We start from the raw sequence: 21,665 nt of genomic DNA, 5'->3' as shown, positions 1-21,665 counted from the left end.
CCCACCGTTTCTCACATATACGTCTTTCCCGGCACCGAGACCAGGCGTATGGAGCGTATCCGAAGCCCGTGATCTGCGGCTCCGGCAGTTCAGCCGGCGTCAGGCCGCTCCGCCGCGTAGACGCTCATCCACTGCGGATGCAGCCGGTAGTAGACCACGTCGTTGTCCCAGTCGAAGGAGTCGCCGCCGTAGAAGTCCTTGAGGTAGGCGAGCAGGTCGGGCCAGTCCGCGGCCGGCTCGCCGTGCCGGGGGTTGAGGATCTCCACCGTGCCGTGCGTGAACACGCCCAGTTCCTCGCCGCGCATGTGCGCCGCGCTGACGGCCGGGCGGGCGGCCAGGTGGCGGGCCTTGACGGCGCTGCGCGCCGTGCCGAAGTGCCACTTGCCGCGCAGGAAGTGCCCGTCCACGCCGCTGATCCGCGGTTCGCCCTTCGCCGTCACGGTCGACAGGGCCAGGGTGCACATGCCGGTGAGGACTCCGGTGAGCCGCTCGGCGGACAGTGTGCTCTCGGTGTTGATGATCGAGCGGAGGTGCGCGGAGGAGCGGGACAGCGAGTCGTCCAGCAGGGCCTGCAGCTCTTCGAGGTCTTCTCGTGTTTCACGCATGTGCGGTCCTTTCCCATCAGTAGGTCTCGGGCCACGCCGACCCACGGCGCCGACCGGTGAACTCATGATCGCCGCAAAACCTGCCATCTCCTGTCAGGTTTTCCCTGCGGCCGAGTAGCGGCCTCCCGCCGCGGCCGCACTGGTGGCGCTCAGCCGGGCCGGGCTGTATTCCTTGTTCCTTCGGACGCGGACGGCGCGCGGAACGGAGATCGCTCGATGAGACTCGATGTGCAACTGGACGGCCGGCCGGACGAGGCGGCGCAGCGGGCGCGGGCGCTGATCGCCGCCGGGGTGGACGGCCTGTTCACCTTCGAGGGCCCGCACGACGTGTTCCTGCCGCTGATCGTCGCGGCCGGCGCGTCGGAGGTGCCGCCGACTGACCTGATGACCAACGTCGCGATCGCGATCCCGCGCAGCCCGATGCACCTCGCCACCACGGCCTACGACCTGCAGCTGCTGAGCGGGGGCCGGTTCCGGCTCGGGCTGGGCTCGCAGATCAGGCCGCACATCGAGAACCGCTACGGCTCGACCTGGAGCAGGCCGGCCGCCCGGATGCGGGAGACGGTGCTCGCGGTGAAGGCGATCCTGAACTCCTGGCAGGACGGCACCCGGCTGGACTTTCGCGGCGAGTTCACCAAGCACACCCTGATGCCGCCGACGTTCGTCCCCGGGCCGAACCCCTACGGCGTGCCGCCGGTCCTGCTCGGCGCGCTGGGACCGGTGATGACCCGGACCGCGGCGGAGGTCGCCGACGGGCTGCTGGTGATGCCGTTCCACAGCCACCGCCATTTCCGCGAGCGCACCCTCCCGGCCGTGGCCGAGGGCCTGGAGCGGTCGGGCCGCGAGCGGATCGAGGTGTACCCGCAGGCGATCGTCGCGATGGGCGGATCCCCCGCCGAGATCGAGGCCGCGAGCTTCGGCGTGAAGGGACTGCTGGCGTTCTACGGTTCGACTCCGGCGTACAGGCCCGTCCTGGACATCGAGGGCTGGGGGGATCTGCAGCCCGAGCTGAACGCGCTGTCCAAGACCGGCGACATCATGGGGATGATCGGCCTGATCGACGACACGATGATGCGGACCCTGGCGGTCGTCGGAACACCGGCCGAATGCGCCGCCGAGATCAAGACCCGATTCGGCGACGTGGCCGACCGCATCTGCGCCTACTTCCCCGGCTCGACCCACCCAGAAGAGACGATCACCACCCTCGCCACAGAACTACACAGAACACGGTGAACGGACCGCCCCGTCCTGGCGGGCCCCGTTGCCTGACTCAGGCCGGCTCGCCGACGTCGCGGGCGATCCAGCCAGGCGTGTCGAAGCGCACCGGCTGCGCGCCCACCAGCGCTGTGAGGTGATCCTCGATGCCCTCCAGCTCGGCGGCACCGATCTGCCGCGCCCACTGATCGCGAAGTTCCTCGAAGATCGTCTCGCCCTGGCGCAGCACATCGAAGCCGAGTTCGGTCACCCGGAGGCGCTTGCGGCGGGCGTCGCGGGGGTCCGGGTCGCGGGCGACGTATCCGCGCTCCTGTAGCACCGCGATGGTCTTCGCGGCCGACTGCTTGGTGATCGACAGGCGGCGGGCCAGCTCCGAGGCGCTGTCGGCTCCGGCGGCGATGGCCCGTATGGCGAAGTCGTGAACAGGACGCACGTCCTCATAGCCACGATCGGCCAGCTCGGCGGTCGCGGCATCCACGAGCGTGCGGAAGCCCCCGAGCAGCAGCAGCGCGAGATCGGCGCCAGAGCGAGACATGCAAGGAGGATACGGTCCTCGACAAAAGACAGCCTGGCTGTCTATTATTTCGACAGCCTGACTGTCGAAATAAGGAGAGAGGCATGGCCGCCGCACCAGCGAGCCCCGCCGTCCCCGGGATCACCCACCACCGCGCGCACGTCAACGGAACGACCCTGCACTACGTCGCCGCCGGGACCACCGGGTCCCCGGTCCTGCTGGTCCACGGGTTCCCCGAGACCTGGAGGGCCTTCCGCAAGCTCATCCCCCTGCTCGCCGCCGGCCACCGGGTCTTCGCCGTGGACCTGCGCGGCTTCGGTGACTCCGACACCGCGCCGGCCGACTACGACAGCAGGTCCTCGGCCGAGGACCTGCATGAGCTGATCGCGCACCTCGGCCTCGGCCCGGTCCACCTGACCGGGCAGGACATCAGCGGGGGGACGGTCTTCCGGTTGGCCGCCACCCACCCGCGGGACGTGCTCAGCCTGACCGCCATCGAGATGGGATTGGCCGGCTTCGGCCTCGAGGTACGGGCCGACGTCACCCGCGGCGGGGCCTGGCACATCGGGGTCCTGGCCGCGCCCGGCATTCCCGAGATGCTCCTGGCCGGCCGCGAGCGCGAGTTCCTCGGGCAGTACGCGTTCCCCTCCATGACCGCCGTCGCCGGCGCGGTCACCGATGCCGACATCGACGACTTCGCCCGGACCTACTCGCGCCCGGACGGCTGGCGCGGCGCGATCGGCCTCTACCGGTCGATGCTGCGGGAGGGACCCGAGCTCAAGGCCCTCGCCGAGTCCCCCGGACTGACCGTGCCCGTGCTGGCGGTCGGGGCCGGCGGCGGCCCGTTCACGGCCGGCACCATGTCCCGGGCCGCGTCGTCGGAGATCAGTTCCGTCCAGCTCGACGGCGTCGGCCACTACGCCGCCATGGAGGCCCCTGAGGAACTGGCGAGGGCAGTCCTCGGCTTCATCGACGGCATCGACGCCGCCTGAGCCATTGAAGCCATGCGCCGGATGTTGTCCGCTCCGGCGACGGACAGGTCGCCGGGGATGCGCAGGCCGAGTTCGTGTGCCGCGCGCAGGACGCCCAGGGCGACCGTGCCGGTGCCCTCGACGAATGGCGCGCGGCGACGCGCGGCTGACGCCGTATCCGTCGTTGAGCACCTTGAACACGGCCGTCCTTGTGACGGTCACCGCCGCTTACTCCGGCACGGGCGTCAGGGCAAGAGGGCGGTCGCCTCCACCTCGATCAGCCAGCCCGGAAGGCCGAGGGCCTGCACGCCGAGGAGGGTGCTGGCGGCGAGCGGCCATGGGTCGCCGTAGACCTCTTTGGCCGCCCCGAAGATGATCGGCACCAGTTCTGGCCGATGGTCGACGACGTAGATGTTGTGCCGGACCATGTCCACGGGAGCGGCGCCTACGCCTTCCAGAGCCAGTTTGACGTTGCGGAACGCCTGCCGGGCCTGCGCAGCGTGATCGCCGGGACCCACCAGCTCGCCGGACGCGTCGAGCGGGACCTGGCCGGCGAGGTATGCGGTACGGGCGGCCGGAGCGATCACGACGTGGGCGTACAGGTTCTGCACCGGCGGACAGAGGGCGGGCGGGTCGATCCGTGCCAGGGAGGGGGTCATGGGGTGCTCTCCGTTCAGGTGGGGACGCCGGCGAGCAGCAGGTCCGCGAGGTCGGTGGGGCGGCTCGCCTGGACGTAGTGGTGGGAGTCCAGCTCCGCGGTCGGGAGGCCGCGGGCGTGGAAACGGGCGGCGGCCTCGGCGAAGGCGTCGAAGCGCAGGCAGCGGACGAACATGCGGGGCAGATCCGCGGCCGGCGGCGGGCCGGGCAGCGGCTCCCGGTGCGTCCGCACCGGCATCGGGGTCGAGCCGGCGCGCAGCCATGCGGCGTCGCCTGGATCGTCCACGCCGATGGCGGCCGGATCGAGCGGTCGGGCGATCTCCCCGCCCGCGGCCAGATCGGCGAACACGTCGGCCAGCCAGGGCACGATGTCGAAGCAGGACTGCCCGGGCTCGGGCACGAAGGCGTCGATGTAGACGAGCGCGGACACCCGGTGGGAGGCGCGTCCGGCGGCCCCGGTGATCACCATGCCGCCGTAACTGTGGCCGACCAGCGTCACGCGTTCCAATTCCTCGCGTTCCAGGTAGCCGAGCAGGTCGTCGATGTGCGCGTGAAGGCCGATCCCGGCACCGCGCGGGTCGTCACCGCGCTCGGCGAGGCCGGGCAGGGTGGGTGCGTGCACGCGGTGGCCGGCCGCTTCCAGCAAGGGGGTCAGCCGGGACCAGATCCAGCCGCCGGCCCACGAGCCGTGCACCAGGACGTACGTCCGGCCCGGGTCAGCCGAGGACATCGGGCTCCTCCTCGAAGATCAGCGCCGACAGGAGCCGGAAGTTGTTGCGGGCCATGTTCGCGTTGCCGAACTGGCGGTGCGCCACCGCGGCCTCGTCGTCCGTCATGATCCGCGGTGTACCGGCCGCCTCGGCCAGGAGTTGCATTTCGCAGGCGCGGTTCATGCTGATGAACCACCAGGCGGCCTCCTCCACGGTGCGGCCGACCGTCAGCAGGCCGTGATGCCGCAGGATCGCGGCACGCGTCCCCCCGAGCCGGGCGGCGATCCTCCGGCCTTCGTCCTGTTCCAGGACCAGCCCCCGGTACTCGTCGAAGAGCACGTGGTCGCCCCAGAACGCGCATGACTCCTGGACGATCGGATCGAGCAGGCGGTCCAGGGCCGCCCAGGCGCGGCCGTGGAGGGTGTGCGCATGAGCGACGGCCACGACGTCGGGACGGGCATCGTGAATGGACGAGTGGATCCAGAACGCGGCCTTGTTCGTGCGCCTCGTGCCGTGGACGATCCGGCCCTGGGCGTCGACGAGCAGCAGATCGCTCACCTTGATCTTGGAGAAGTGCACCGAGTAGGGGTTCACCCAGAAGTGGTCGGCCAGTTCCGGGTCGCGGGCCGTGATGTGCCCGGCGACCCCCTCGTCGTACCCGTACCGGGCGAAGATCCGGAACGCGGCGGCGAGCTGGCGCTTGCGGTGCAGCCGCTGCTCTTCGACGGAGGCCGAGGTGAACGTCGGGGCCTCGTCGAGATCGAGTTCGGGCGGCGGGCCCGGTGCGTGGGTCGTCATCGTGTCGTCACTCCCTTCGACGTCCGCACAGGATGTGGCCCACACCACGACGTGTCAACCTCGGAGGCACAATAATTTGCCTGAGAGGCAAGAGCGGTAGGCTCTCGACCGTGACCTCTCACGCGGACGGCGGCCTCGGAAACGACGATGACGATCCGGAGAAGCGGGTCTCGGCCAGGCTCCGGGAGCTGCGGCGCGAGCGCGGGCTGACACTGACCACGCTCGCCGAGTGGACCGGGATCTCCGCGGCACATCTCTCCCGGATAGAGAAGGGCGGGCGCCAGCCGTCCATCGGGTCGCTGATCCAGCTCGCCCGGGCGTACGGCGTATCGCTGGGGGAACTGGTCGGTGACGAGCGACCGCAGGAGCACCATGTCGTGCGGGGCGACACCGCACCCGTGCATCAGGGCCCCGATGGACCCTTCGCGACGATGACCGGCCTCGGCCCCCGCTCCGCCCTGGAGGCCGTACGGCTGGAGCTGGCGGGTGGCCGCCCCCAGCGCACCGTCACCCATGCGGGCGAGGAATGGGTGTACGTGGTGCGCGGCCAGGTCATCGCACGTGTCGGCGGGGAAGACGTCACGCTCGCGACCGGGGACGCGCTGCACTTCGACGCGGCCGCCCGCCACTCGCTCTGGTCGAACGACGGCCCCGCCACCGTCATCATCGTCTCCGCGCCCCCCGCGGCCGTGCGCGCTCCGCACAGTGCGGGACCGGGGCCCGCGTAGGCGGCCGACCGGTCGCGGCGGCCGTTCTCACAGCCCGCGGGTGAGCAGGGCGAGGCCGAAGTCGAAGCGGTCCTCGAACGACCCGTCGGCAAGATGGCCGAGCACCCGGGTCAGCGCGGGATGCGCGTCCTGCGCCACCGCCGTGCGCAGGGTCTCGCCGACGGACGCCGGGGCGGCCTGCTCCTCCTGGGTGAGGCCGAGCGCGAAGTACACCGCCGTCCACGCCGTCCAGGCCGCTTCCCGCTCACCCGTTCCACAGTCCAGCAGCGCACTCACCAGGGCCTCCGCGACGCGCAGCGTGTGCTCCTCGGCGGCGTACGTCCCGGCCACCACCCTCGCGCCATCGCGAACGGACAGCAGTGCCCGCCGGTAGCGGCGCATCAGCTCGCGGAACCGATCGGCCGGCCCGGACGGCAGCTCCTCTGCCGACACGCGTGCGACGATCGCCTCGGCCATCAGCTCTAGCAGCCGCGCCTTGGTCTTGACGTGCCACGAGATGGTGTTCATCCGGACGCCCATCCGTTCGGCGACCGCGCGGAGGCTGACCACGTCCACACCCCCCTCGTCGAGCAGTTCGAGCGCCACGACCACGATCTCGTGCTGCCGTCTGGTGTTCGCCACCGAAGCCCTTCCCGTCCCTCTTGGTTGACGACCAAGAATATCTGGGACACCATCTTGTTCACTGACCAAGAAGATGAGGGGCTCGACATGGAAGACGTGATCGTCGTCGGCGCGGGACCGGTGGGGCTGTGGCTGGCGGCCGAACTGCGCCGCGGGGGCGTGCCCGTCCTCGTCCTCGAACAGGCCGAACAGCGGAGCCCGCATTCCAAGGCGCTGACCATGCACCCGCGGACGATCGAGGTACTGGCCATGCGCGGGATCGAGAAGGAGTTCCTGGACGAGGGCGTCACGCTGCCGGACGGGCACTTCGGAATGCTGGAGGACCGGCTCGACTTCCGGCCTCTGCCGACGCGCCATCCGTACACGCTGTTCCTCCCGCAGGCGCGCACCGAAGAACTGCTGGAGAGGCACGCGGTCGAACTCGGCGCCCGCCTCCTGCGGGGGCACACCGTCACCGGACTGGCACATGACGACGAGAGCGTCGAACTCGACGTCGAAGGCCCGGACGGGCGGCGGTACGCGATCGGCGCACGCTACGTCGTCGGGTGCGACGGGCCGGGCAGCACGGTGCGGCGGGCCGCCGGGATCGCCTTCCCTGGCACCGATGCCACGGTGTACGGCTTCCTCGGCGACGTCCGCCTGGACGATCCGCCGCGAAGCCCCGCGCTATCGGCCCACACGCCCGACGGTGCCTTGATAGTCGTCCCCATGGCGGGCGGACTCCACCGCATCGTCGGTGTCATGCCCGGCGGTTCCGGCGGCGAGCTCACCCTCGACGAACTGCGCGGCAACGTGGCACGGGTTCTCGGCCACGACCTCGGCATGCGCGATCCGATCTGGCTCTCCACGTTCGGCAACGCCTCACGGCAGGCCGCCGAGTACCGGACGGGCCGGATCATGGTCGCCGGCGACGCCGCGCACATGCACTTCCCCACCGGCGGGGTGGGGCTCAACGTGGGCGTCCAGGACGCGATGAACCTCGGCTGGCGGCTCGCCGCAGTGGCCCGGGGCCGCGCCCCCGACGGCCTGCTCGACGAGTACCAGACCGAACGCCACCCGGTGGGCGCGGACCTGCTGGAAAAGAGCAAGGCCCAAACCGCGCTGGTCACGGCCTTCACACCCGAAGGACGAGCGCTGCGGGCCGTACTCGGCGAACTCATCGCCGCACATCCCGACGTCTCGCTGGACCTCGCCTCCCGCCTGGCCGCGCTGAACGTCGCCTACCCTCCGAGCGACCCCGCTGCCCATCCGCTCACCGGTGCCCGCCTCCCCGACCTTCCGTTGCGCGACGGCCGCACGCTCTACGAACTCCTCCATGAGGCTCGCCCCGTACTGCTCGACCTGGGCGGGGGAGTCGACGGCATTCCCGTGGCAGTCGCGGAATCCGCCCGTGCGCTGGAAGCGGTCACGCATGAAGGGGCGCTGGGCGACGATGCACCGCTGGAATGGCGCGACGTCCGCGCGGCCCTCATCCGCCCCGACGGCCACGCGCACTGGGTCGCCACGGCACTCGACCGCCCTGGGGCGTCCCGTCCCTCGGAGCGGTCGGTCACGTGAACCAGAACAGGGCAGAGATCACGGCGGGGACCGCGCCCAGGAGCACCGCGATCGCCGTGATGACCGCGGGGAGACGCGGTGTGGAGCGCAGCACCCACACCACGAATCCGACAAGGACGAAAAGGGCCAGAATCACCACAACTCCGGCAGTCAGCGGGTCTTGCATGAATAGGCGCTCCTTTGGGCCCGGGGCCGTCCGCACGGGGGCGTGACGTGGATAGACCCCAGTTCGCCACACCATCAGGAGTGCCCGAGCCCGGAAGCGCCGTTGCGGAGCGAAGCGAGAGGACGCGGCAAGAGTCGCCCGTACCACCCCTGGTAATCGGGTAGACCTGGCGCCCGGGTCGGCGCGCTCCGCCAGCTGCTCTTGCGTCCTCTCCGATCCTCTCGGGTCCTTCCGTTTTCGCTCTGCGAAACCGTGCCCGCTCGTTCCGACCTGGGCGTTCAGGGAAACGAGAGGAAGCGGAAGGCCCGTGTGGCGCATGTTGACCATGAGTGATCGGCCGCGGTGGAAGAATGCTGACACTTGGCGCCGAGTCGTGATTCTTCCCCCGGCGCATCCCGACGTGTTGTGACGCTCTGAAAGCAACCGACCATGGCCGACAAGGCGCCGTTTCAGCATGACCTGACCCACGGGCCCCTGATCGAGAACCTGAACAATTTTCGGGAATTCTGTGGAGGGCCGAGCCTGGGTGACATCGAGCGGATCTCCGCGCAGCTCGCCAAGCACTACGGCGACCGCCGCTACGGCAAGATGACGCTGACCCAGCCCACGGTGAGCGCGGTGCTGGGCTGCAAGCGCAAGAAACCGCCCAAGCGGGCATGGCTGGTGGCCTTCGTGCTGGCCTGCGAGTGGTTCGCCTGGGACGAGGCCGGCGTCCCCACCGAATGGGGCGCCCCCGGGACCAAGCGCACCGAGCCTCCCGACCCCGACCGCGTCCTGGCGTCGTGGATCGAGGAGCACCAGGCCGCGCTCGCCGCCCACCGCTCGCGTTCCCGCACTTCCGACGCCCCCGCCGACCCTGCCGCACTACGTCATCCTGACGGGACACTGCGTCCCGACGACCGAGCTCGCACCGGCCGGCGTGCAGCAGGCCCGGCCCGACCCCGTACCCGACCCGGCCGCGGAGCCGGCGCAGCCGGTGCTGGACGCATCCCAGGCCCGCTTCCGGCAGGAGTTCGGCCTGTTGGGGCAGCAACTGTACGACCGGGCGGAAGAAGGCCACGTCGAAGCGGCCTTCCGCGTGGGCGCACTGCTGTGCGCGAACCAGTCGCCGGCCGAGGGCGCGTTCTACCTCGATCAGGCCAAGGACCAGCGCCACGCCGGCGCCGCGGCGCTGGGACGGGTGCTGGACCGCGATCGGCTCCGCCAGCGTGCTCTGGACGCCGTGTACGGTTTCGCCCGCGACGCCCACACCGACAACGAACTCCTCGCCGCGGTGTCCTACTGCGTGATCGGCGCCCGCAACGACCACACCGAGTCGGCGCTCATGCTGGCCACCCTGCTGATCGGCATGGGCCAAGGGGAACTGGCCGGCCACTACCAGCGGCACGCCGAGCGCCTCTGCGAACTCGCCGCCCGCGAACATGACTCACTCAAGGTGGCCGTCCGCGGACGCTCTCCGGTCGAGAACGGATCGAGTCGGCTGCTGGCCAGCATCGTCCCCGAGCCGCGCTTCGACCGGGCCAGCGCCACGCAACCCCTCAACATGACCGCGCTCTTCGCCACGATGGACGCCGAAGAACTCGCCGAAGCCGTCCAACGCATCCCACTGGCCAACACCACGTCGTCCTGAACCGAGAGTGTGCTGGTTCGCCGTTGTGGCGAGGGTTGCCGCCCGTAGGTTGAAATTGGACCTTGGCGGGTTCCGGCTCGGTGCCGGTCGATACGGCGGGTGGTGCAGGGTTGCTGGTCGAGGGTGCGTTGGTCGCGGGTCGCTACCGGGTTTCCGAGCTGCTGGGTGAGGGCGGCATGGGCCAGGTGTGGCGGGGCGAGGACCTCCGGCTGGAGCGACCCGTGGCGGTCAAGGTGCTGCAGCCTCATCTGATGCACGGTTCCGTCCGGGAGCGGGCACTATCGCGGTTCGAGCGGGAGGGACGTGCGGCCGCGCGGCTGGTACACCGCAACATCGCCGCGGTCCACGACGTCGGCGAGCACGACGGGCTGCCCTATCTGGTGCTGGAATACCTGCACGGCCCGGACCTGAAGGGCCTGCTGGACCGGCACCCCGGCGGGCTCCGGGTCGAGCAGGTCCTCAGGTTCGGGGCGCAGGCGGCCGAGGGCCTGGCCGCCGCGCACGCCGCCGGGATCGTCCACCGCGACGTCAAACCCCACAACCTGATGCTCGCCGCCGACGGCACGGTGAAAGTCTGTGATTTCGGGATCGCCCGGCTGCAGGGTGCCACCAGTGGCCTGACCGGCGGCGCCACGATCGGCACCATCGCCTACATGGCGCCCGAGCAGCTGATGGGGCAGCCCATCGACCATCGCGCCGACCTGTACGCCCTGGGGGCGACCATCTTCCAGTTGCTGACCGGCCGCCCTGTCTTCACCGGCGAAGACGCCCGCGCGGTGGTCGCCCAGCACCTTGCGGCACCACCACCACCGGCCGGCCCCCTCAGAGCCGACACCCCGCAGGAGCTGGATGCCTTTCTGCAGACGTTGCTGGCCAAAGAACCCGACCAGCGACCACCGGACGCGGCCGCCGTCGCCGAATACCTGGACGACCTGTGGAGACAGCGCACCGATCCACGCCACCCCATCAACGCCCTGCGGGCCCGTGCCGTCCAAGCCGGGGAGCATGGCATGGCCGGTCGCTACAGCGTCGCCGTCAGCATCCTGCAAAGCCTGGTACCCGACTACGAACGCGTCATGGGTCCCGAACACCCCGACACCCTGAACACTCGCCGCAACCTCGCCCACTGGAAGGGCCAGACGAATCTGTTCGTCCAGGCGGTCGAGCTGGTCGTGTCCAGCCAGTTCGGGTCGAGGTCGATGCTGCAGCGCAAGCTCCGCATCGGGTACCCCAAGACCGGGCAGCTGATGGACCTGATGGAGAGCCGCGGCATCGTCGGGCCGAGCAGGGGCTCCAAGCCGCGGGACGTGCTGACCAAGCGGGACGACCTTCCGGGCGTGCTCGCGGAACTGCGCGGCGGAGACTGACCCGGCGCCCGGAGAGCGGCCGGGAGGCTCCGGCGGGTCAAGGCTCGGGCGCGAGTTGAGCGCGCGGGTCCCGCAATGGGCGCGCGGCGGTCCTGTGCAGGCCGGGGGTGGTCGGCCGACGATGGCGGGCGTCCGGGTGGGTCGAAGGCGGGCCCCGGCAGGGAGCCAGGACAGCCCGGGGACGAGGAGCCAGGTCACCCATGGACGCCAGAGACGTACCGCAGTCGGCGCGGAGCCTCGCCGAACTCTTCCAGCGCACGGCCGCGGCGCGGGCCGGTCAGATCGCCCTGCGCGATTCGGACGGCGCCGCGGAGCTCACCTGGCGCGAGTACGCCGAGCGCGTGCGGCGGATCGCCGGCGGCCTCGCCTCGCTCGGCGTCCGCCGCGGGGACACCGTGGCGCTCATGCTCACCAACAGGCCGGAGTTCCATCTCGTGGACACGGCGGTGCTGCATCTCGGCGCCACGCCGTTCTCGGTCTACAACACGAGCCCGTCAACGCAGATCGCGCACCTGTTCCGCAACGCCGGCAACCGGGTCGTGGTGACCGAGCGGCAGTGGGTGACGACGGTCGGCGCCGCCGGCGGGGCGGTGGAGCACATCGTCTGCGTCGACGGCCAGGCCGAAGGCGCGGTGACGCTTGCCGACCTTGAGGCCCGGTGGCCGGAGGGGTTCGACTTCGAGGCCGCCTGGCGCGCGGTCGGCCCCGAGGACCTGGCCACCCTGATCTACACGTCGGGGACGACGGGGCCGCCGAAGGGCGTCGAGGTGGAGCACCGCGCGATCCTCGCGTGCCTGCGCAGCGGCCTCGACCTCCCCTATCTGGGCGCGGGTGCGCGGGGCGGGCGGCTGATCTCCTACCTCCCGGACGCGCACGTGGCCAACCGGTACTTCAGCCATTACCTCGCGATGGCCGCAGGCGCCTCGATCACCACGGTGGCCGACCTGAAGACCGTGGCGCAGGTGCTGCCCTCCGTCCGGCCGACCGTCTTCCTCGGCGTTCCGGCCTTCTGGTACAAGGTGCAGGCCGCGCTCACCCAGGCGATCACCGCGCAGAGCGGCGTGCGCCGGCGTCTCGCCACCCGGGCCATGGGTGTCGCCCGCGCCGCCGCGGACCGGCGGGCCTCCGGCCGGGCGGTCCCGGCCCACCTGGCGGTCCGGCTGGCCGCGGCGGACCGGCTGGTGCTGCGGCGGCTCCGGGCCCGCGTCGGCCTGGACGAGGCGGACGCGGTCATCACCGGTTCCGCCCCGATCGCCGCGGACGCCGTCCGGTTCTTCCAGTCGCTCGGCGTCGAGCTGTGCGAGGGGTGGGCGATGTCGGAGTCGTCGGCCGGCGGGGCGATCAACCGTCCGGGCGAGATCCGGCCGGGGACGGTCGGCCGGCCGATGCGGGACGTCGAGGTGCGGGTGGCGGCCGACGGGGAGCTGCTGCTGCGCGGGCCGACGCTGATGCGCGGCTACCGCGGGGACAAGGAGCGGACGGCCGAGGCGATCGACGCGGACGGCTGGCTGCACACCGGTGACGTCGCCACGGTCGACGCCGACGGGTACGTCACGATCGTCGACCGCAAGAAGGACCTGATCGTCAACTCCTCGGGCAAGAACATGTCGCCGGCCAACATCGAGAACGCCGTGCTCGTCTCCTGTCCGCTCGCCGGATCCGTGGTCGCGGTGGGCGACCGCCGGCCCTACGTGGTCGCGCTGATCGTCCTCGACCCCGTCGCCGTGCGGGCCCTCGCGCCCGGCGACGCGGACGCCGCCGGCGACGCGGACACCGCCGTGCTCGCGCGGCTGCCCGAGGTGCGCGCGGCGGTCGAGGCGGGCGTCGCGCGGGCGAACGCGACGCTGTCGCGGGTCGAGCAGATCAAGACGTTCCGGATCCTGCCGGGCCCGTGGGCCCCGGGCGGCGCGGAGCTGACCCCGACGAACAAGGTGCGGCGGCGGGCGGTCGCCGAGCGGTACGCGGCGGAGATCGAGGCCCTCTACCGGCGATAGGCCCCGGGCGGCTGCCCGGTCCACCGGCGGAACGCGCGCCGGAACGCGCTCGCCTCGGAGAACCCCAGCCGCCTCGCCAGCTCCTCGACGGACTCCTCGCCGCGGGCCAGGCTGGCGACGGCGGCCTCCCGCAGCAGATCCTCCTTGAGCTGGCCGATCGAGGTGTGCTCGGCCCGCAGGAGCCTGCGCAGGTGCTGCGTGCTCATGTTGAGCCGCGCGGCGATGTCGCCCGGCACCGGCCAGTGCCCGTTCAACCCGCGCGCGAGGATCCTGCGCACCTGGTCCGCGGTGGACGACCCGTAGTCGCGGGTCGCGAACCACACGTTCGGCTGGTCGGCGAGGTAGTCGGCGAGCTGCCGCTCGTCCCGCACCAGCGGCGCGGTCAGCAGGCCGCGGTCGAAGGCCAGCACCAGCCCGCCGGCGTCGAACACCGGATGCCGGCCGAAGACGATCTCGTAGTCCGCCGCGGACCCGGTGGACGGCCAGGGCAGGCGCAGCTCGCGCAGGGCGATCCGCCGGCCGATGAGCCAGCCCAGGACCCGGTGGATCAGCGTGGCGAGGAGCTCGCCGCCCAGATGGTCCGGATCGTCCAGCCGGCTGACGTCGATCTCCACTTCGACGAGCGCGTCCCCGGCCGTCACGCGCAGCCGGGGCGTGCCCAGCACCTCGCCGGCCTCGGCCAGCCGTTGCAGCGCCGCCCGCAGGTCCGGGACGTGGATCACCGAGCGCATCATGAGCTGGAACGCGCCCAGGCGGACGGGCGGTCCCAACCCGAAGAGCTCGTCTCCGGTCAGGATCCACAGCTCCTGGGTCAGCTCCGACACCTGGGCGACCGTCACGGCGGCACCACCGGACGGGTCCGCGGCGCTCGCGGGCAGACCCGCGCGCCGCAGCAGTGACGCCGCGTCCAGACCCTGCTGCTCACCGATGCGCACCAGCCGCCGGGCGACGTCCCCCGCCAGCAGCGCCGACCTGCTCACGAACGCACCATAACGCTCGGCCGAGTGCCCGGCGGGCCGCGGGCCGCCTGCGCGCGGCGGCGCCCGGCGGGCCGCGGGCCGCCTGCGCGCGGCGGTCATGGAATGTGCGAGGCACGGTGCTCGGCCGGGCGGGCGGAGATCCGTAGCTTCGCCGGTATGTTCAGCACGCAGCAGGTCGGGGTCTGGAGCGACCCCGTCGAGTTCGCGGTGACCGCGGATCGCGCGGTCGCCTACGCCGAGGCCACCAACGACCCCATCGCCGCCCATCGCGCCGGCACGCTGGCGCCTCCCGTGTTCGCGGTCGTCCCGGGCTTCTCGGTGATGGCGCGGCGGACGCTCGCGGCGGCGCCGGAGTCGGCGGCCGGCCGGATCCTGCACGGCCGGCACGATCTGCTGGTCCGGCGTCCGGTCGTGCCCGGAGACGTGCTGAGCACGCGCGCGCAGGTCGTCGGCGTCCACGCCCGCAGCTCCGGTGTCGTGGTGACCACGCTGGTGGAGACGCGTGACGCTGCGGCCGAACCGGTCAACGAGCAGTACTTCACCGGCTTCTTCCGCGGCGCGCGGCACACCGGTGAGGCCGCCGGTCGCACGGCTCCCGACCACGGAGCGGCCGACGACGTGCGCGGCCGGGCGCCCGACGCCGTCGTGGTGCAGAAGTTCGACGACGACCAGACCTTTCGCTACGCGGAGGCGTCCGGGGACACCATGCCCGTGCACCTCGACGAGGACTTCGCCCGCCGGGCGGGCCTGCCGGGGATCATCGTCCACGGCCTCTGCACGATGGCCTTCACGTCCCACGCGCTGATCGGGCACGCCGCGCCCGGCGACCCGGCCCGGCTGCGGCGCCTGGCCGTGCGGTTCAGCGCTCCCGCGCGCCCCGGCCAGACGATCACCACGACCGTGTGGGCGTCCGGGCCCGGCCGGTACGCCTTCGAGACGGCCGGCGACGGAGGCGTCCCGGTGATCACTGACGGCCTCGCCGAATTCACCGCCTGACGGCCGCACGCAGAAGGAGATCACCATGTCACGCAGGGTCTTCGTCATCGGAGTCGGCATGACGAAGTTCGAGAAGCCGGGTCGCCGCGAGGGCTGGGACTACCCGGCGATGGTCGCCGAGTCCGGGTCGGCGGCGCTGGCGGACGCCGGCGTCGCGTTCGCCGACGTCGGGGAGGTGTACGCCGGATACGTCTACGGCGACTCCACCAGCGGCCAGCGGGCCGTCTACGAGCTGGGCATGACCGGCGTGCCCGTCGTCAACGTGAACAACAACTGCGCCACCGGATCGTCGGCGCTGTGGCTGGCGGCCCGCGCCGTCGCCGGCGGGTTCGCCGGCTGCGTGCTCGCGGTCGGGTTCGAGAAGATGTCGCCGGGGTCGCTGTCGGAGGTGTGGTCCGACCGGGCCGGCCCGCTGGAGCGGCACATCGGCGCCCTCACCGAACTGCGCGGGCCGGGCGCGCCGATGGCGCCGTGGATGTTCGCCGCGGCCGGCCGGGAGCACATGGAGCGGTACGGCACGACCGCCGAGCAGTTCGCGCGGATCGCCCACAAGAACCACAAACACTCGGTGAACAACCCCTACGCCCAGTTTCAGCGGGAGTTCCCCCTCGACGAGATCCTCGGCGCGCCGACCATCGTGGAGCCGCTCACCAAGCTGCAGTGCTCCCCGACCTCGGACGGCTCGGCGGCGGCGGTCCTGGCCGGCGAGGAGTTCGTCGACCGCCACGGTCTCGCCGGTCAGGCGGTCGAGATCGTGGGGCAGTCCGTCGTGACCGACCTGGACAGCACCTTCGACGGCACCGCCGCCGCGATCGTCGGGGCGCACATGAGCCGCGCGGCGGCCAGGCAGGTGTACGAGCAGGCGGGGGTCGGCCCGGACGACCTGGACGTCATCGAGCTGCACGACTGCTTCTCCACCAACGAGCTGCTCAGCTACGAGGCCCTCGGGCTGTGCGCACCCGGCGAGGGCGGCGCGCTCGTCGACGCCGGGGAGACGACCTACGGCGGCACCTGGGTGGTCAACCCGTCCGGCGGCCTGATCTCCAAGGGCCATCCGCTGGGCGCGACGGGACTCGCGCAGTGCGCGGAGCTGACCTGGCAGCTGCGCGGTACCGCCGGCGACCGGCAGGTCCCCGCGGCCGCGTCCCGGTCGGGTGTCGCGCTCGCGCACAACATCGGCCTCGGCGGCGCCGCCGTCGTCACGGCCTACCGACCCGCCGAGCGGTGACCAGGAGGACTCATGAGCGACAGCACGATCAAACCCGAGACCGATGCCGGCGAGCATCCGGAGCCCACGTCCCGGCACGGTGACGGGGACGCCGGGCACCGCCTCTCACCCGAACGCCGCCGGTACCTCTGGCTGGCCCTCGGCCTGCTCCTGCAGCTCTTCGCCGTCGGCGGCCGCTGGGATCTGGCGCTGACCGCGTGGGGCTTCCAGATCTTCCTGCTGAGGTTCCTGCGCACCGGCCGGCCGTTGACGGGCCTGCCGCTGGTCTGGCTGGTGGGCGTCGCCGGCGGGCTGTTCTGGGTGGTGCAGCTCGCGGTGCCGCTGACCTTCCTGACGGTCATCGGCGTGCTGAGCCTCGCGTCCGGCTGCCTCGTGCCCTTCGCGGTGGACCGCTTCGTCTCGCCGCGGCTGGGCCCGCTCGGACGGCTGCTCACGTTCCCGGCCGCGCTGACCGCCACCGCGCTGCTGCTCGGCACCTACAACCCGTTCGGTACGGCCTACGGGCTGCTCGCGGTCACCCAGCACGCGAACCTGGCGCTGCTCCAGGTGCTGTCGGCCGCCGGGCCGTACGCGGTCACGTTCCTCATCGGCCTCGTCGCGACCGCCGCCAACCACCTGTGGGAGCGCGGCGCCTCGTGGCGCGGCGCGAGGCCAGCCTTCGCGGTGGCCGCCCTGCTCGGCCTGGTGATCGTGGGCGGACAGGCGCGGCTCGCGTTCGCTCCCGCCGCGACGGCGCCGACCGTCCGCGTGGCGGGCATCAACCCGACCGAGGCGACGCTCGCGGAGGCCGAGCGGCTGCTCGGCACGGACATCGGCGACCACGAGGCCGTATCCCGCGTGGATCCGGCGAAGGTGCGCGCCGCCGCCGACGCGATCTCCGCGCAGCTGTTCGCCGACACGCGGAAGGCGGCCCGGTCGGGCGCGAAGATCGTCCTCTGGTCGGAGAACGCGCAGCGGCTGCGGTCCGCCGACGAGCCGGCGTTCCTCGCCAAGGCCGGCGAGCTCGCCCGGCAGGAGGGCGTCTACCTCAATGTCGCCGCGAACGTCTACCTGCCCGACGCCCCCTACGGCCGGGACCAGACGGTGCTCCTCGGACCGGACGGCAAGGTGCTGTGGACGTACCAGAAGCGCCACCCCATCCCCGGGCTGGAAAGCTACAAGCCGGGCCAGGGCCCGGCGCCCGTGGTGGAGACGCCGTACGGCCGCATCTCCAACGTCATCTGCTACGACGCGGACTTCCCCGCCATGATGCACGTCGACGCCGACATCATGCTCGTCCCCGGTGGCGACTGGCCGGAGATGGGCCGCATCCACACCCAGATGGCGAGCCTGCGGGCCATCGAGAACGGCTACGCCCTGGTGCGGCAGGACTTCAACGGCTCGTCCCAGGCATTCGACCACCAGGGCAACGTCCTGGCACAGCAGGACACCACGCCCGGCGACAACGAGCCGTGGATCGTGGACGTCCCCACGCGCGGCACGACGACCCTGTACCGCCTGACCGGCGACGTCTTCGCCTGGCTGTGCGCCGCGGCGACCCTCGCCGCCATCGGATTCGCCGTCCGCCGCTCACGGTCGCGCGGCTGACGCCGCGAACACCCCTCACCTTCCAAGGAGACCCATGGGAAAGCTGGACGGACGCACCGCGCTGGTGACCGGCGCCGGACGCGGGATCGGCCGGGAGATCGCGCTCAAGCTCGCCGCCGACGGGGCCGGCGTCGTCGTCAACGACCTGGACGACGAACCGGCCGCGGGCACGGTCAAGGCGGTGGAGTCGCGCGGCGGCGCCGCGGTCGCCTGCCCCGGCAGCGTCACCGACGCCGCCTTCGCCGAGCGGTTCGTGGCCACGGCCGTCGACACCTTCGGCGGGGTCGACATCATCGTCAACAACGCCGGCTACACGTGGGACTCGGTCATCCAGAAGATGTCCGACGAGCAGTGGGAAGCCATCCTCGGCGTCCACCTGACCGCGCCCTTCCGCATCCTGCGCGCGGCGCAGCCGGTCATCGCGGAGGCGGTGCGCCGGGAGCGCAAGGCCGGCGGACCGGTCGCCTGCCGCAAGGTCGTCAACGTCTCGTCGGTCGCCGGCCTCGGCGGCAACGCCGGGCAGGTCAACTACGCGGCGGCGAAGGCCGGCATCACCGGGATGACCAAGACGCTCGCCAAGGAGTGGGGCCGGTACAACGTCACGGTCAACACGGTGGCGTTCGGCTTCATCCGCACCCGGCTGACCGAGGCGGCGGCCGGCCGGGGCGGCACCATCGAGGTCGAGGGCCGCAGCATCAAGGTCGGAGTCAACCCTTCGCTGCTGGCGACGGCGGAGCAGATGATCCCCCTCGGCCGCACCGGCACGCCCGAGGAGGCCGCCGGCGCGGTGTACCTGCTCTGCATGCCCGAGTCGGACTACGTCAGCGCCCAGACCCTCGTCTGCGGCGGCGGGCTGAGCCTGTGACGGGGGACGGGCCGAGCGGCCCGCTGGCCGGGGTCCGGGTGGTCGAACTGGCCGGCATCGGGCCGTGCCCGTTCGCCGGGATGATCCTGGCCGAGATGGGCGCCGACGTGCTCCGCGTCGACCGTCCCGTCCGGGGCGTCATGGACGTGCTCGATCCGGCCGCCGACCTCCTCGGCCGGGGCAAGCGGTCGATCGTGCTCGATCTGAAGCGCCCGGAGGCCGTCGCGGCCTTGCTGGACCTCTGCGACACGGCCGACGTGCTGCTGGAGGGCTTTCGACCCGGGGTTGCCGAGCGCCTCGGCCTCGGACCGGAGCCCGTCCAGGCCCGCAACCCCCGCCTCGTCTACGGCCGGATGACCGGCTGGGGCCAGATCGGCCCCGACGCGGCGACCGCCGGCCACGACATCACCTACATCGCCCCGACCGGCGCACTGCACGCGATCGGCGCGTCCGGCGCCCCCGCCGTCCCCCTCAACCTCGTCGGCGACCTCGGCGGCGGCGCCGCCTACCTGGTGATGGGCGTGCTGGCGGCCCTGCACGAAGCGCGCTCCACCGGCCGCGGCCAGGTGGTGGACGCGGCCATCGTCGACGGGACCGTCCACCTGCTCGGGATCGTGCACAGCCTGCTGGCCGACGGCAGGTGGAGCGACGAGCGCGGGACCAACCTGCTCGACGGCGGCGCGCCCTTCTACGCCGCGTACCGGACGCTGGACGGGGAGCACATGGCCGTCGGCGCCCTGGAGCCGCAGTTCTTCGCGACCTTCGTCCACCTGCTCGGCGTGGATGTCGACCCCGCCGACCAGTCGGACCGCGCCCGCTGGGACGGCATGCGCGCGACGTTCGCCGCGGCCTTCGCCACCCGTACACGGCACGAGTGGACGGAGGTCTTCGCGGGCAGCGACGCGTGCGTGGCACCGGTGCTGTCGCTGCGCGAGGCCGCCGGGCATCCGCACCTCGCGGACCGCCGCTCCCTGGTCGAGGTCGACGGCGTCCTGCAGTCCATGCCGGCACCGCGCTTCTCCCGACACCCCCGCACAGCCCCCGCCCCGGCACCGGCGATAGGACAGCACAACCCAGAGGTCGCCCCCACACCGCAGAGCCCGCAGGCGCCGGCCGGGCGAGCGCGCCGCCGCCGGTAAACCGCACCCCGCCCCTGGGGAAGTGTTGGACGTCCCTTGACGTGTACCAAGGTGAAGTATACAAACGTTCATACACCAAATCGAGGAGGCGGCCTTGGTCACTTACCGGACGGACGGGATGTCCCGGCGCGGGTTCCTGGCGGGCGCCGCGTCCGCCACCGCGCTCGGCGTGCTCGGCCTGGGAACGGCGGCGTGCGGCGGCTCGGGCGGTGGCGGGACGAAGGCCGCCCGAATTGGGTGGGTGGAGCCGAAGACCGGCCGGCTCGCCGCCGCCTACAAGCCCATCTACGTCGGCGCGCGGCTCGCCCTGGAGGACATCAAGGCGGCCGGCGGGCTGCTCGGGGAGGCCGTCCAGGTCAGCGAGCACGACGACAAGGGGAGCCCGGCCAGCCAGCCCGCCGTGGCGCAGCGGCTGATCCGGGACGAGCCCACCTTCGTGGTCGGCCCCACCGGGAGCTCGCAGGTGCTGGCGTCGGTGTCGGCGCTCGCCCGCGCGAAGCTGATCCAGTCGGCGTGGGGCGGCGCGGAGCTGCTCGGTGACGGCGACCGCTTCCCGCACCACTACCAGCTGGTCTACAACACCACCCAGCAGGCCAGGGTCGCCGCGCGCTTCCTGCACGAGGTCCGGGGGCTGCGCAAGATCGGCATCATCGCGGAGAACTCGGAGTTCGGCACCTCGATCAGGGACGCCGTCGTGGCGACGCTCCGCGACGACTACTCCACCAAGCCGGTGGCCGTCGAGGTGTTCGAGGTGGACGCGTCCGACATGACGCCGTTCGTCCGCAACCTGGAACGCGCCGGCGTGGACGGGCTGGGGCTGTTCACCGGCCAGCCGCAGGCGACGGTCCTCATCCTGCGGGCGATGGCGGCGAGCGGCTTCCAGCCGGTGATCGTGTCGCACGACCTCAACTACATCGACGCGCTCGGGGAGTTCCCGCGCCCGCTGCTCGACGGGTTCTTCGGCACCACCTACCGCGGGCTCACCTACACCGGTCAGGAGAAGCCGTCCGCGGAGGTGCGCGAACTGGTGGAGCGCATCAACGGGCACCCGGACACCGCCGGCCTCGGGTACTCGGCGGTGACGAGCCCCTACTACGACTACATGATGCTGATGGCCAAGGTCGTCGAGGACACCAAGAGCACCGACCCGGCGAAGCTCAAGGCCGCCCTCGACAAGCTGAGCGGCTACCCGGGCATCCGGGCGAAGGTCTCGTTCACCGCGAAGCGGCACTCCGGCATCGCCGACGAGGACATCACCATCGGCACCCTGATGTCGGCGAAGGACCCGGAGAGCCTCGGCGGGGTCCTGCGGCGCCGCGCGGACGGGATGTGACCGC

General features: G+C 72.0%; 21 protein-coding genes and 1 pseudogene. 13 read left to right on the top strand and 9 right to left on the bottom strand.

Features of this window, described 5'->3' with window-relative positions; translation table 11 throughout:
* Positions 1-89: 89 nt before the first annotated feature.
* Positions 90-605, bottom strand: a complete 516-nt coding sequence (locus tag ABZ806_RS15800; protein ID WP_500217996.1) for a pyridoxamine 5'-phosphate oxidase family protein — start codon at positions 603-605, stop codon at positions 90-92.
* 216 nt (positions 606-821) lie between these two features.
* Between ABZ806_RS15800 and ABZ806_RS15795 the strand changes: the two genes are divergently transcribed.
* Positions 822-1,838 carry a TIGR03617 family F420-dependent LLM class oxidoreductase gene (locus ABZ806_RS15795; RefSeq protein ID WP_500217995.1) on the top strand — a complete coding sequence of 339 codons (1,017 nt, stop codon included), beginning with the start codon at positions 822-824 and terminating at the stop codon, positions 1,836-1,838.
* Positions 1,839-1,875: 37 nt separating this feature from the next.
* Here the strand turns inward: ABZ806_RS15795 and ABZ806_RS15790 are convergent, their stop codons facing one another.
* Complete coding sequence (locus tag ABZ806_RS15790) at positions 1,876-2,355, bottom strand: MarR family winged helix-turn-helix transcriptional regulator (RefSeq protein ID WP_500217994.1); 480 nt, start codon at positions 2,353-2,355, stop codon at positions 1,876-1,878.
* Between the two features lie 83 nt (positions 2,356-2,438).
* Between ABZ806_RS15790 and ABZ806_RS15785 the strand changes: the two genes are divergently transcribed.
* Positions 2,439-3,326, top strand: coding sequence for an alpha/beta fold hydrolase (locus ABZ806_RS15785; protein ID WP_500217993.1), 888 nt, complete (start codon positions 2,439-2,441; stop codon positions 3,324-3,326).
* Here the strand turns inward: ABZ806_RS15785 and ABZ806_RS15780 are convergent.
* The 4 genes and pseudogenes from ABZ806_RS15780 to ABZ806_RS15765 form a co-directional block, all read right to left on the bottom strand.
* Positions 3,251-3,430 (bottom strand): annotated as a pseudogene (locus tag ABZ806_RS15780) (substrate-binding domain-containing protein); the annotation flags it as partial. The gene ABZ806_RS15785 and the pseudogene ABZ806_RS15780 sit on opposite strands and share 76 nt — an antisense overlap.
* A 120-nt stretch (positions 3,431-3,550) precedes the next feature.
* Positions 3,551-3,964: a RidA family protein gene (locus ABZ806_RS15775; RefSeq protein ID WP_500217992.1), complete on the bottom strand. Its 414-nt coding sequence runs from the start codon at positions 3,962-3,964 to the stop codon at positions 3,551-3,553.
* Positions 3,965-3,978: 14 nt separating this feature from the next.
* Entirely contained in the window at positions 3,979-4,692 is a 714-nt protein-coding gene (locus ABZ806_RS15770; protein ID WP_500217991.1) for an alpha/beta fold hydrolase, read from the bottom strand.
* Positions 4,679-5,470, bottom strand: coding sequence for a class II aldolase/adducin family protein (locus ABZ806_RS15765; RefSeq protein ID WP_500217990.1), 792 nt, complete (start codon positions 5,468-5,470; stop codon positions 4,679-4,681). Before ABZ806_RS15765 ends, ABZ806_RS15770 begins: the two co-directional genes overlap by 14 nt.
* A gap of 110 nt (positions 5,471-5,580) precedes the next feature.
* Here ABZ806_RS15765 and ABZ806_RS15760 point away from each other — a divergent pair, with 110 nt between their 5' ends.
* Positions 5,581-6,198, top strand: coding sequence for a helix-turn-helix domain-containing protein (locus ABZ806_RS15760; RefSeq protein WP_500217989.1), 618 nt, complete (start codon positions 5,581-5,583; stop codon positions 6,196-6,198).
* A 27-nt stretch (positions 6,199-6,225) separates the two neighbouring features.
* Here the strand turns inward: ABZ806_RS15760 and ABZ806_RS15755 are convergent, their stop codons facing one another.
* Complete coding sequence (locus ABZ806_RS15755; RefSeq protein WP_500217988.1) at positions 6,226-6,819, bottom strand: TetR/AcrR family transcriptional regulator C-terminal domain-containing protein; 594 nt, start codon at positions 6,817-6,819, stop codon at positions 6,226-6,228.
* Between the two features lie 87 nt (positions 6,820-6,906).
* Here ABZ806_RS15755 and ABZ806_RS15750 point away from each other — a divergent pair, with 87 nt between their 5' ends.
* Positions 6,907-8,376, top strand: a complete 1,470-nt coding sequence (locus tag ABZ806_RS15750) for an FAD-dependent monooxygenase (protein ID WP_500217987.1) — start codon at positions 6,907-6,909, stop codon at positions 8,374-8,376.
* On the opposite strand, the gene ABZ806_RS15745 is transcribed toward ABZ806_RS15750, so the two are convergent.
* The gene (locus ABZ806_RS15745; RefSeq protein ID WP_500217986.1) at positions 8,369-8,542 is read right to left on the bottom strand and encodes a hypothetical protein; all 174 of its coding nucleotides are present in this window, start codon (positions 8,540-8,542) and stop codon (positions 8,369-8,371) included. The two genes, ABZ806_RS15750 and ABZ806_RS15745, sit on opposite strands and share 8 nt — an antisense overlap.
* Positions 8,543-9,461: 919 nt before the next feature.
* Between ABZ806_RS15745 and ABZ806_RS15740 the strand changes: the two genes are divergently transcribed.
* The 3 genes from ABZ806_RS15740 (at position 9,462) to ABZ806_RS15730 (ending at position 13,533) form a co-directional block, all read left to right on the top strand.
* Positions 9,462-10,172, top strand: a complete 711-nt coding sequence (locus ABZ806_RS15740; RefSeq protein WP_500217985.1) for a hypothetical protein — start codon at positions 9,462-9,464, stop codon at positions 10,170-10,172.
* Positions 10,173-10,282: 110 nt separating this feature from the next.
* A complete protein-coding gene (locus tag ABZ806_RS15735; RefSeq protein WP_500217984.1) occupies positions 10,283-11,539 on the top strand; it encodes a serine/threonine-protein kinase in 1,257 nt (418 codons plus the stop codon).
* Positions 11,540-11,739: 200 nt separating this feature from the next.
* Positions 11,740-13,533, top strand: coding sequence for an AMP-dependent synthetase/ligase (locus ABZ806_RS15730; protein ID WP_500217983.1), 1,794 nt, complete (start codon positions 11,740-11,742; stop codon positions 13,531-13,533).
* Here ABZ806_RS15730 and ABZ806_RS15725 read toward each other — a convergent pair.
* The gene (locus tag ABZ806_RS15725) at positions 13,521-14,513 is read right to left on the bottom strand and encodes an AraC family transcriptional regulator (RefSeq protein WP_500217982.1); all 993 of its coding nucleotides are present in this window, start codon (positions 14,511-14,513) and stop codon (positions 13,521-13,523) included. The genes ABZ806_RS15730 and ABZ806_RS15725 overlap by 13 nt on opposite strands.
* A 156-nt stretch (positions 14,514-14,669) precedes the next feature.
* Here ABZ806_RS15725 and ABZ806_RS15720 point away from each other — a divergent pair, with 156 nt between their 5' ends.
* From ABZ806_RS15720 to ABZ806_RS15695, 6 genes are all read left to right on the top strand, one after another.
* Positions 14,670-15,509: a MaoC/PaaZ C-terminal domain-containing protein gene (locus tag ABZ806_RS15720; RefSeq protein WP_500217981.1), complete on the top strand. Its 840-nt coding sequence runs from the start codon at positions 14,670-14,672 to the stop codon at positions 15,507-15,509.
* Positions 15,510-15,534: 25 nt separating this feature from the next.
* A complete protein-coding gene (locus ABZ806_RS15715) occupies positions 15,535-16,737 on the top strand; it encodes a lipid-transfer protein (RefSeq protein ID WP_500217980.1) in 1,203 nt (400 codons plus the stop codon).
* Positions 16,738-16,749: 12 nt separating this feature from the next.
* On the top strand, positions 16,750-18,324 hold the full coding sequence (locus ABZ806_RS15710; protein WP_500217979.1) for a nitrilase-related carbon-nitrogen hydrolase: 1,575 nt from the start codon (positions 16,750-16,752) through the stop codon (positions 18,322-18,324).
* A gap of 34 nt (positions 18,325-18,358) precedes the next feature.
* Positions 18,359-19,189, top strand: a complete 831-nt coding sequence (locus tag ABZ806_RS15705) for an SDR family NAD(P)-dependent oxidoreductase (RefSeq protein ID WP_500217978.1) — start codon at positions 18,359-18,361, stop codon at positions 19,187-19,189.
* Positions 19,186-20,328, top strand: coding sequence for a CaiB/BaiF CoA transferase family protein (locus tag ABZ806_RS15700; RefSeq protein ID WP_500217977.1), 1,143 nt, complete (start codon positions 19,186-19,188; stop codon positions 20,326-20,328). Before ABZ806_RS15705 ends, ABZ806_RS15700 begins: the two co-directional genes overlap by 4 nt.
* Positions 20,329-20,422: 94 nt before the next feature.
* Positions 20,423-21,661, top strand: a complete 1,239-nt coding sequence (locus tag ABZ806_RS15695) for an ABC transporter substrate-binding protein (protein ID WP_500217976.1) — start codon at positions 20,423-20,425, stop codon at positions 21,659-21,661.
* The last annotated feature ends 4 nt before the right edge of the window (positions 21,662-21,665 follow it).

The sequence above is a fragment of the Spirillospora sp. NPDC047418 genome, assembly GCF_040643275.1.
Classification (GTDB): Bacteria; Actinomycetota; Actinomycetes; order Streptosporangiales; family Streptosporangiaceae; genus Spirillospora.
This window is presented reverse-complemented; position numbering and strand designations above follow the sequence as displayed.

Bases quoted from the DNA above. Each gene is read 5' to 3' on its own strand.
- ABZ806_RS15795 (WP_500217995.1), top strand. From the start codon at position 822: ATGAGACTCGATGTGCAACTGGACGGCCGGCCGGACGAGGCGGCGCAG.
- ABZ806_RS15745 (WP_500217986.1), bottom strand. From the start codon at position 8,542: ATGCAAGACCCGCTGACTGCCGGAGTTGTGGTGATTCTGGCCCTTTTC.
- ABZ806_RS15710 (WP_500217979.1), top strand. From the start codon at position 16,750: ATGAGCGACAGCACGATCAAACCCGAGACCGATGCCGGCGAGCATCCG.
- ABZ806_RS15720 (WP_500217981.1), top strand. From the start codon at position 14,670: ATGTTCAGCACGCAGCAGGTCGGGGTCTGGAGCGACCCCGTCGAGTTC.
- ABZ806_RS15765 (WP_500217990.1), bottom strand. From the start codon at position 5,470: ATGACGACCCACGCACCGGGCCCGCCGCCCGAACTCGATCTCGACGAG.
- ABZ806_RS15715 (WP_500217980.1), top strand. From the start codon at position 15,535: ATGTCACGCAGGGTCTTCGTCATCGGAGTCGGCATGACGAAGTTCGAG.
- ABZ806_RS15770 (WP_500217991.1), bottom strand. From the start codon at position 4,692: ATGTCCTCGGCTGACCCGGGCCGGACGTACGTCCTGGTGCACGGCTCG.
- ABZ806_RS15775 (WP_500217992.1), bottom strand. From the start codon at position 3,964: ATGACCCCCTCCCTGGCACGGATCGACCCGCCCGCCCTCTGTCCGCCG.
- ABZ806_RS15790 (WP_500217994.1), bottom strand. From the start codon at position 2,355: ATGTCTCGCTCTGGCGCCGATCTCGCGCTGCTGCTGCTCGGGGGCTTC.
- ABZ806_RS15785 (WP_500217993.1), top strand. From the start codon at position 2,439: ATGGCCGCCGCACCAGCGAGCCCCGCCGTCCCCGGGATCACCCACCAC.
- ABZ806_RS15730 (WP_500217983.1), top strand. From the start codon at position 11,740: ATGGACGCCAGAGACGTACCGCAGTCGGCGCGGAGCCTCGCCGAACTC.
- ABZ806_RS15705 (WP_500217978.1), top strand. From the start codon at position 18,359: ATGGGAAAGCTGGACGGACGCACCGCGCTGGTGACCGGCGCCGGACGC.
- ABZ806_RS15800 (WP_500217996.1), bottom strand. From the start codon at position 605: ATGCGTGAAACACGAGAAGACCTCGAAGAGCTGCAGGCCCTGCTGGAC.
- ABZ806_RS15750 (WP_500217987.1), top strand. From the start codon at position 6,907: ATGGAAGACGTGATCGTCGTCGGCGCGGGACCGGTGGGGCTGTGGCTG.